11 protein-coding genes are annotated in these 9167 nt (G+C 37.6%); 10 read left to right on the forward strand and 1 reads right to left on the reverse strand.

Translation table 11 applies throughout. From position 1 onward, the window contains the following. Nucleotides 1-169: 169 nt before the first annotated feature. The 10 genes from A0J48_RS09595 (at nt 170) to A0J48_RS09640 (ending at nt 7902) form a co-directional block, all read left to right on the forward strand. Nucleotides 170-394, forward strand: a complete 225-nt coding sequence (locus A0J48_RS09595; RefSeq protein ID WP_200322544.1) for a DUF433 domain-containing protein — start codon at nt 170-172, stop codon at nt 392-394. Between the two features lie 240 nt (nt 395-634). After that, nucleotides 635-853, forward strand: a complete 219-nt coding sequence (locus A0J48_RS09600) for a type II toxin-antitoxin system HicA family toxin (protein WP_200322545.1) — start codon at nt 635-637, stop codon at nt 851-853. 32 nt (nt 854-885) lie between these two features. After that, nucleotides 886-1083: a type II toxin-antitoxin system HicB family antitoxin gene (locus A0J48_RS09605; RefSeq protein WP_234300820.1), complete on the forward strand. Its 198-nt coding sequence runs from the start codon at nt 886-888 to the stop codon at nt 1081-1083. Nucleotides 1084-1438: 355 nt separating this feature from the next. Further along, nucleotides 1439-2848, forward strand: a complete 1410-nt coding sequence (locus A0J48_RS09610; RefSeq protein WP_200322547.1) for an aspartate ammonia-lyase — start codon at nt 1439-1441, stop codon at nt 2846-2848. Between the two features lie 140 nt (nt 2849-2988). Then, nucleotides 2989-3447, forward strand: coding sequence for a DUF29 domain-containing protein (locus A0J48_RS09615; RefSeq protein ID WP_200322549.1), 459 nt, complete (start codon nt 2989-2991; stop codon nt 3445-3447). Nucleotides 3448-3498: 51 nt separating this feature from the next. Beyond that, on the forward strand, nt 3499-4470 hold the full coding sequence (locus A0J48_RS09620; protein ID WP_200322551.1) for an Npun_F2552 family protein: 972 nt from the start codon (nt 3499-3501) through the stop codon (nt 4468-4470). A 1022-nt stretch (nt 4471-5492) separates the two neighbouring features. Beyond that, on the forward strand, nt 5493-5681 hold the full coding sequence (locus tag A0J48_RS09625) for a TLTLP motif-containing protein (protein ID WP_200322553.1): 189 nt from the start codon (nt 5493-5495) through the stop codon (nt 5679-5681). Between the two features lie 225 nt (nt 5682-5906). Beyond that, on the forward strand, nt 5907-6416 hold the full coding sequence (locus A0J48_RS09630) for an inorganic diphosphatase (RefSeq protein WP_200322555.1): 510 nt from the start codon (nt 5907-5909) through the stop codon (nt 6414-6416). A 182-nt stretch (nt 6417-6598) separates the two neighbouring features. Then, nucleotides 6599-6982, forward strand: a complete 384-nt coding sequence (gene panD, locus A0J48_RS09635; protein ID WP_200322557.1) for an aspartate 1-decarboxylase — start codon at nt 6599-6601, stop codon at nt 6980-6982. 11 nt (nt 6983-6993) lie between these two features. After that, entirely contained in the window at nt 6994-7902 is a 909-nt protein-coding gene (locus tag A0J48_RS09640) for an MBL fold metallo-hydrolase (RefSeq protein ID WP_200322559.1), read from the forward strand. Between the two features lie 82 nt (nt 7903-7984). On the opposite strand, the gene A0J48_RS09645 is transcribed toward A0J48_RS09640, so the two are convergent. Beyond that, the gene (locus A0J48_RS09645; protein ID WP_200322560.1) at nt 7985-9013 is read right to left on the reverse strand and encodes an anthranilate phosphoribosyltransferase family protein; all 1029 of its coding nucleotides are present in this window, start codon (nt 9011-9013) and stop codon (nt 7985-7987) included. Nucleotides 9014-9167 lie beyond the last annotated feature (154 nt).

A 9167-nucleotide genomic window follows, 5' to 3' on the forward strand; every position in this document is an offset into this window, starting at 1 on the left:
CTATAGATTGATGGGTATTTGTATTTTTAGTCATCTTTAGATGACTTTTGCTATGAGACTGGGAATTCATTCCCAGGCGGGTTATCGGATTTATTGATAATTCATTCTAAAAATATGCTAAAATATCTTTTATTATCACCTTTAATTAATTAATTAATTAATTAAATCAATGAATGAACTATTAACTAGAATCACACAAATACCCGGTCAATGTGGAGGTCGTCCTTGCATTCGCGGAATGAGAATTAGAGTTAGCGACATTTTAGAAATGTTAGCAGAAAATGTCAGTGTCAATGAAATTTTAGAAGACTTTCCCGATTTAGAAATAGAAGATATTCAAGCCTGTTTGATATTTGCTGCTAGACGCACTGATTTTGTGAGATTAACAGCATGAAAATTATGAAAGGATATATCCTCAAACAATTATTCTCGAAGACAGTTTACCGGATACCTTACAAAATGGTGATGAAGTGGAAATTGTCATCATTCCCATCAAAAAACGTAAGTATCATTTTCCTACATTTAAACTGGATGTCAAAGCAGAATATTTAGACAGAGAAAAGATTTATTTATAATAATTAGCTCATTAATGTTAAAATCAACATAGATTTAACCCTCAGAAAAACCATGAAAAATGCCTAAAAAAATCAGAGAATTAAAAAGTTTACTCCAAAAAGCTGGTTTTATTTACCGTTCAGCAAAAGGAAGTCATACCCGGTGGTATCATCCTTTATTACCTAGTGATCCGATTACCATATCTGGTAAAGATGGAGATGATGCTAAACTATATATAGAAAAAGAAGGTAACGAAAAATTAGCTAAATTAAAATTAATTCAAGAACAGGAGTCATAAGAATGAATTTACCATAGACTATTATTATTCAATTGAGTAGTGAAGATAAATGTTATTTAGTTCATTTACCAGAATTTCCTACTCAAAAATATCATACTCATGGTGATACTTATGAGGAAGCTGTTAAAAATGCTCAGGAAGTTATAGAAATGCTAATTGCCGAATATCAAGAAGATGGTAAACCCTTACCTACAGCCAAATCTTTAGAACAACTAATTAATGTAGCTTAATATAGCGTTTTCCAGTCTAATGAAGTACAAAGTTATCTGCGTTTATCTGCGTCCATCCGCGTTCAATTATTACTGCTTGTACCTCGCTTGAATGGGAATGGCTATATTCGATTATATTATAGAAGTTGAGCAATTCTAACACCCTAAATTTGTGTTTAAATAAAAATATAAAAAACATTCAATTTGCAAATAATAAAAAAAGATATATCACAACATCTGCGTATATCCGCGTTTATCTGCGTTAAACTAAAAATCATTACCTATTCTCAATAAATCCAAAATAAAACATTGCCAAATTAGACGTTTAGCATCCTAGCATGGGATGATCTGTATTTTGAGATTATCCACACAGACTATGACTGACAATACAGATTTTCGCATTGAACGAGACTCGATGGGCGATCGCACCATCCCCAATCATGTTTACTATGGTATCCAAACCCAAAGGGCGATCGAAAACTTCCCTATCAGTGGTATTAAGCCCCTAGCTACTTACGTAAATGCTGGCTTATATATTAAAAAAGCAACTGCTATTGTTAACGGAGAACTTGGTTGTATTCCCGCAGACATCAGCCAAGCCATCATTCAAGCCACTGATGAAATTTTAGCAGGAAAACTACGTGATCAGTTTGTCGTTGATGTCTACCAAGCCGGTGCAGGAACATCCCACCACATGAACATTAACGAAGTTCTCGCAAACCGGGCTTTAGAAATTCTCGGAGATGAAAAAGGCAACTATAAGCGCGTTAGTCCCAACGATCATGTCAACTACGGACAGTCTACCAATGATGTCATCCCTACTGCTATCCGTCTTGGTGGGTTATTAGCACTTTCCCAAACCCTTCATCCCGCTTTAGAAACAGCAATTTCCACCTTAGAAGCCAAAGCAGTAGAATTTCAAGATATCGTCAAATCTGGAAGAACCCACTTACAGGATGCCGTACCTGTGCGCTTAGGCGAAAACTTTCGGGCTTGGGCGCAAATTCTCACCGAACATCAAAACCGATTATACATTGCTTCTGGGGATTTAATGGTACTTGGTTTAGGTGGGAGTGCAGCCGGTACAGGAATGAACACCCACCCCCAATATCGTCAACGGGTGGTAGAAGTGCTTTCCCAGTTGTTAGAAATGCCTTTAGAACCAGCACCCCATTTAATGGCTGCTATGCAAAGTATGGGTGCATTTGTGAATGTATCCGGGGCAGTGCGAAATTTAGCCCAGGACATGGTTAAAATCTCCCATGACCTGCGTTTAATGGACTCAGGCCCCAAAACCGGGTTTAAGGAAATTCAACTCCCTCCAGTCCAACCTGGTTCTTCAATTATGCCAGGGAAATATAACCCGGTGATGGCAGAGATGACATCAATGGTATGTTTTCAGGTAATGGGATACGATAATGCGATCGCACTGGCAGCACAAGCGGGACAATTAGAATTAAATGTGATGATGCCCCTCATCGCTTACAATTTAATTCACAGCATCGAAATTTTAGGGAATACAATTTCTGCCTTAACTAACAATTGTATTCAAGGAATTACCGCTAACAAAGAAAGATGTTTAGCCTACGCCGAAGGTAGTTTAGCATTAGTTACCGCCTTAAATCCCCACATCGGTTATCTTAACGCTGCTGCTGTCGCTAAAGAATCTTTAGAAACCGGAAAATCACTGCGGCAAATAGTTCTAGAAAAAGGCTTAATGACAGAAGCAGAATTAGCAACTGTTTTAGATTTAGAACAAATGAGCGCAATTGTTCCTTTAACATAATACAATCTCCCCGACTTCTTCAAGAAATCGGGGATATGATTCACAATCATCTGCGTTTATCTGCGTTTATCTGCGTTTACTTCTCTATCTTAGTGACACAGTAATTGCTATGATCAGAATACTCTCAATATGTCAGAGTTATGAAAACTATTCATGATTTAAAACAACTCTACGAAATTGATGATTCTCAATGGTTAGAAGAAACCATCAAATTGCTAAAAAATCACCAATTTCAAGAATTAGACTTAGATAATTTAATTGAGGAGTTAGAAGATTTAGGAAAAAGAGATAGAAATGCAGTAGTCAGCCTTATAGAACAAATTATTCATCATTTATTAATACTGCAATATTGGACAATAGAACAAGAAAATAATGCAGTTCACTGGCAAGGAGAAATTTATACTTTTAGAACTCAATTAAACCGCCGACTCAATACCACCTTGCGTAACTATTTAGAAACTGAATTAGATTCTATTTACAAAGATGCGTTAGGCTTTGTGAAAATCAAAACTCAAAATTCTGTCAATTTCCCCTCAGAATGTCCTTACTCCCTTGCGGAATTACTGGATATTGAATGGTTGTGTTTTCCTCTTACCTGAATTTTAGCTAAAAATCGTCTATATTGTGAGATAATAACGCAATTATTAATTATGCAGACACCAAAACCATCCGTTAGTTTAATTCGGGCTAAATCCTACGAACAAGAGGCTTTAAGAGAATCCTTGACAACGCTGCTAGAACCTTTAGGGGGAATGGCAGCTTTTGTTAAACCAGGTAATCGTGTCCTTCTCAAACCCAATTTACTCACAGGTTCTCGTCCTACTAAAGAGTGTACCACCCGCCCGGAATTAGTCCGCGCTGTTGCCCAAATGGTTATAGAAGTTGGTGGTAAACCATTTTTAGGAGATAGTCCCGCTTTTGGTAGTGCAAAAGGTGTAGCCATAGCCAATGGTTTATTACCAATTTTAGAAGAATTAAATATTCCCATTGTTGAGTTTCACGGTAAACGTTACCAAACCGTGAACGACAATTTTAATCACCTGCTGCTATCAAAAGAAGCAATGGAAGCAGATGTAATTATTAACTTGCCCAAAGTAAAATCTCATGCCCAATTAACTGTAACTTTGGGTGTAAAAAATCTCTTTGGTTGCGTTCCCGGTAAAATGAAAGCTTGGTGGCATCTGGAAGCGGGAAAAGATGCTAACAGATTTGGAGAAATGTTAGTAGAAACTGCTAGAGCAATTAATCCTAATTTAACCATTTTAGATGGTATTATTGGTCATGAAGGTAATGGACCAAGTGGTGGTGAACCTCGTGATTTGGGTGTTTTAGCAGCATCAACAAATGTGTTTGCTTTAGATCGGGCAATATTGGAAGTTCTGCAAGTTTCACCTCATCAAGTTCCCACAGTAGCTGCTTCTCAAAGATTGGGAATTTGTCCAGAATTAACAGATATTGAATTTCCGAATTTATCCCCTGATTTATTACAAATTAATGATTGGCAACTACCAGAAACATTAATGCCTATTGATTTCGCTATGCCTCGCGTGATTAGGTCTACATTTAGACATCTTTACATCCGGTTTATCAAAGAACCTATGAGTGCATATAGCAAAGGTTGAGAAAATGTAAGTATCCCTAGCTTAAGTAATCAGTAATCCTGACAATGAAACAATTATCAATTGTCAATTATCAATTATCAATTGATAACTAGTAATAACCCTCTGATTACTTAATCAAACCGCTTCTTCCTAGAGGCGGTTTTATTATCAAATTATGATTAGCACATTTATTGTTGTTTGCGATACATTTTTTATCTTGTCTAACCGTTTGCTATTGTTAACCATTTATTAACCAGAAATCATATACAGCATATTGCAGATCAATAAGGTACAAATTTTCATGACAAACCTTTGCACCAAAAGGCTTTTACTGCTGACTCCTACTGTATATAGTTATCAACAATTTATATCTCATCCTCAAGGAAATCTCTACCTATATATAGATTTGTAGCCCTAGTTGTGATCCAACTCACAGCTAAAAAATCTATTTACGGAGATTATAGGTTGATGTTTACGATGCATCAATATAGTTCCCTATTAATAGGGGTAACTGTATTTGTACTGTAAATATGCTTGTTACCCAAAATAGTTTTTTACTAATTTTGCGGAATGGTCAAAATTCAGAGTGTATATATAGCTCAACAATTTATGACACCCACAAGCTTTCAGTGACGTAAGCCTATATTTTCTTAGGTCTATTTTTCCATGGACAGCGCAAATAGCTATAAACAAGGCATTTTGACTGTCATACTCAAACAAAATCGCGTCTATCAACTTTGTTGATGCAATGTCAATTCAATCAAACAGGTAAAGAATAATGCTTTAGCAATCATCTCAATGTCAATGATTGATGACTTAGTGTCAGTGATCATCTAAAAACATTAGTTACAGTATCAAACATTTGGTGTTTGGCATCCAATTTGTAACAAAATTGTTGTGAACAAAAACTTAGTATGCCACTTTTCAAACTGGATAAGATTAATGATGAATACAAAGTTCATTGAATAAAAATCGCTAAAATAGAATTGAGACTCTCTCATCGAGAGCAAACCTAGCAGTGATCAGAAAAACTGAAATTTTGTATGAATTCAAATAGCCAGTCTGCCAATTCCCCCGATGCATATTCCCAACGTTTGGCAGACATTGTGGGTACGATGATCGCACTCGTAACTCTTACCCTACCTGTATTTATCATTTCCCACTATTCTTCACCAGAAGTTCAGAGTAACCAGCAAAATCTGACTTATCACCTAGCCAGAAGTAAGAAATAATTGTTTTTAGCCCCAATTTAGTTGTACTCAAGCAACCCTAAATTATAAGTTCTGCGGACAAGCTGACCGTGAACTACAAGATCCCCAACTTCTCCTGGAACTTGGGGATCTGTGTTTTCTGCACAAAGACTTTGGGAAGAAATGCAAAATTGCCCTAAAATCTATCTTACACGGGGAGCAAAATAACGTGCTACCTAGATTCAATGTTAGCAAAGGAGTTTAGTTGTGGATTTATCTCTTATTCCTGCCCAACCAAAACCGGGTGTGATTAATGTTCTGATTGAAATTCCAGGCGGGAGTAAAAATAAATACGAGTTTGATAAGGAATTAAACGCTTTTGCTCTGGACAGGGTGCTTTCTTCTTCCGTAAAATACCCTTATGACTATGGTTTCATACCTAACACCTTAGCTGATGATGGCGATCCTCTGGATGGCATGGTAATCATGGATGAACCTACTTTCCCTGGTTGTATCATTGCTGCCAGACCAATAGGTTATTTAGAAATGATTGATGGTGGCGATCGCGATGAAAAAATTCTTTGTGTTCCCGACAAAGATCCACGTTACGCCCATGTAAAATCATTGAAAGATGTACCTCCCCACCGTTTAGACGAAATTGCTGAATTTTTCCGCACTTATAAAAATTTAGAAAAGAAAGTGACAGAAATTCTCGGCTGGCAGGATGTAGACAGGGTTGCACCCTTAGTAGAAAAGTTCATCAAAGCTGCTAAATAATAAAAGATGGTAATGGGTATTGGGAAAGAAAAGGGTGTAAGGGTGTAAGGGTATAGGTGGAAAAATAACTTCTTGCCTCTTGCCTCTTGCCTTTTGCCTCTTGCCTTTGTCCAATTACCCATCACTAACCTACTTCACAGAATTCAACTACTTCCGTTTGTGGCGGAAAAACCTGAAACGAAATGCAGCGGACTCTCCTTTTGGCTAAAATTCATAACTGTACCCTCACGGGGGCAAATATTAACTATGTGGGTAGTATTAGTATCGACCAAGTTCTTTTAGATAAAGCTGGTATTTTGCCTTACGAGCAAGTACAAGTAGTGAATAATGCTAATGGTCAGCGTTTTATTACTTACGCCATCCCTGCTCCAGCTAACTCAGGAGTCATTGAGTTAAATGGAGCGGCCGCACGTCTAGGCATTATTGGCGATCGCTTGATTATAATGACTTACGGGCAGTTTACACTAGAAGAGTTAAAACATTACTCTCCTACAGTTGTTATCGTGGATGAAAAAAACCAGATGTTAGAAGTACGAAACTACGATGATCTGCTTAGTAAGCTCTAATTTCAAGGAAAATGTCAAATTTTGAGCTGTCCAATTTCCAAAACTGCACCAATGAACAATTAACTTCCAGGCACAATTACCTTGCTGGGGAGTTTTGGGCTAAATTTTGGGGTGTAAGAGGTCTAATTCCTACACCCAACAGTCATACCTGCCGTTATGGTAGTAATACTGCTTGTGTAGAAATATATGTAGCGGGTCAACACTTAATTTTTGATGGAGGTACTGGCTTACGCATCTTAGGGAAAATGTGGCAACAGCAGCAAAAACCCTTAGAAGCTCATTTATTTTTTACTAACTCCCAATCAAATCGGATTCAGGGATTTCCCTTTTTTGCTCCTGCCTTTATTACAGGTAATTGCTTCCATATTTATGGAACGGCTGCAAGCAATGGTGCATCAATTAAACAATGTTTGTGCGATCAGATGCTCCAACCCCACTTTCCTTACCCTTTGCAGGTAATGCAGTCAGATTTGCATTTTTATAATGTGACTCCTGGTAACACAGTAGAATTAGGCGAGGTAAAAATAACAACGGCAATCATCAACAAAAATCAAAGATCAGTTGGCTACCGAGTGACTTGGGGAGACCACAGCATTGTCTATGCGACGGATTTACATAAGAGTCTTGATATAGAAGAGCAAAAACAGATTTTACAAATTATTCAAGGTGCTGATTTACTGATTACTAATGCTACTTATACTCCACCAACTGATAAAAACCATGAGTACGCTGAATTACTATGGAAAACTCCAGTAGATTTAGCTCAAAGTGCTAATGTCAAAAGATTAGTGATATCACACCATCACCCAGATGATGATGATGTCTTTCTTGACAAAATTCAAGACCAAGTGAAATCTGCTTTTCCTAATGTCTTACTAGCTTGTGAAGGTATGTTATTACCTGTGGGGAACAGGGAGTAGGGGAGCAGGGGGAGCAGGGGAGAAAATAAATAATTACGAATTACGAATTACGAATTACGAATTACGAATTACGAATTACGAATTACGAAATTAATTCTTTGAGTTTAGCCGCTACTGAACCGCTGCTAAATAGTTCTCTGGCTTTGTCTATGGCGGTGGGAATATCTGGACAAATACCACTATGCCAAAGATAGAACCCACCATTCCATAAAGCTGTGTCCATAAGTTCACCGGGTTCTCCAGCTAGAATGGAGTGCATATCCTTGATGAGTGCTTCTGTAGTACCGAGGGCAACATTTTTGCTAGTAAAGCCATATTCACGGGCTGCTAAATTTAACCGTTCTAATTCTTGCTTGTCGGATGAAGAGAAACTGATAATAGCGGTGCGATCGCGTGGTAAGTCACAGCTACCTTCTAAACCTTTGATAAAAGTATATTTTTTCACTCCTTGCCGTTTTAAAGCAGTGTTAAACATGGCTTCGGTAGGTGGGTGAACAAACCCAGCAATAATGTGAGCATCACCAGTGTATGGACACCAAATTAATTCCATTGTTGCTAATGGTGGACGCTTGCCTAATTGGTCGCGGTATTCCCAAATGGTTTGGGTGAGAGGAAAATGTGCCGGTGTGTAAATAAAACCAATACCCGTTTTTTCAAATACCTGCTGAGTTTTTTCCAGAGGTAAATTAGTCCAATCTACTCCTAAGCCTTGCCAAATCTCAATTAAGGGTAAACCGTATTTAGTCGGATAGCGATCGCCTCCGTGCATAATTACAGGTTGTCCAGCCGCAGCTAATAATAAAGTCGTAATGATATTAATTTGTGAAGTGCGAGTTCTACCATCATAGGGAATGCCTAAAACGATAACAGGTTGAGATATGGGTTGTAACTTAGGGCCAAGTTCATAATAAGCATCCAGCATTCCTGCTAACTCTTCACCAGTAGGACGCTTAATACGGTGAGCGATTAAAAACGCCCCAATTTGTGCTGGTGTTGCTTGAGCTAATAACATCATTTTCATAGCAGTAGCAGCTTCAGCACGGGTGAGGTTTTCTGATGTATGGCTACCACTACCAACTTTTTGGATAAATTCTCTAAATATATTGGTCATTAGTTATTAGTTATTAGTTATTAGTTATTAGTCATTAGTCATTAGTCATTAGTCATTAGTCATTAGTCATTAGTCAGTTACTAAGGAACTGCAAAAAATAAATTATCCAATTTCTGTAATCAAAACGGCTTTTCCTCCCCCTACACCCCTACAC

The organism is Sphaerospermopsis aphanizomenoides BCCUSP55 (assembly GCF_001586785.1).
Classification (GTDB): Bacteria; Cyanobacteriota; Cyanobacteriia; order Cyanobacteriales; family Nostocaceae; genus Sphaerospermopsis_A; species Sphaerospermopsis_A aphanizomenoides_A.

Bases quoted from the DNA above. Each gene is read 5' to 3' on its own strand.
- A0J48_RS09595 (WP_200322544.1), top strand. From the start codon at position 170: ATGAATGAACTATTAACTAGAATCACACAAATACCCGGTCAATGTGGA.
- A0J48_RS09600 (WP_200322545.1), top strand. From the start codon at position 635: ATGCCTAAAAAAATCAGAGAATTAAAAAGTTTACTCCAAAAAGCTGGT.
- A0J48_RS09610 (WP_200322547.1), top strand. From the start codon at position 1,439: ATGACTGACAATACAGATTTTCGCATTGAACGAGACTCGATGGGCGAT.
- A0J48_RS09615 (WP_200322549.1), top strand. From the start codon at position 2,989: ATGAAAACTATTCATGATTTAAAACAACTCTACGAAATTGATGATTCT.
- A0J48_RS09620 (WP_200322551.1), top strand. From the start codon at position 3,499: ATGCAGACACCAAAACCATCCGTTAGTTTAATTCGGGCTAAATCCTAC.
- A0J48_RS09625 (WP_200322553.1), top strand. From the start codon at position 5,493: ATGAATTCAAATAGCCAGTCTGCCAATTCCCCCGATGCATATTCCCAA.
- panD (WP_200322557.1), top strand. From the start codon at position 6,599: ATGCAGCGGACTCTCCTTTTGGCTAAAATTCATAACTGTACCCTCACG.
- A0J48_RS09640 (WP_200322559.1), top strand. From the start codon at position 6,994: ATGTCAAATTTTGAGCTGTCCAATTTCCAAAACTGCACCAATGAACAA.
- A0J48_RS09645 (WP_200322560.1), bottom strand. From the start codon at position 9,013: ATGACCAATATATTTAGAGAATTTATCCAAAAAGTTGGTAGTGGTAGC.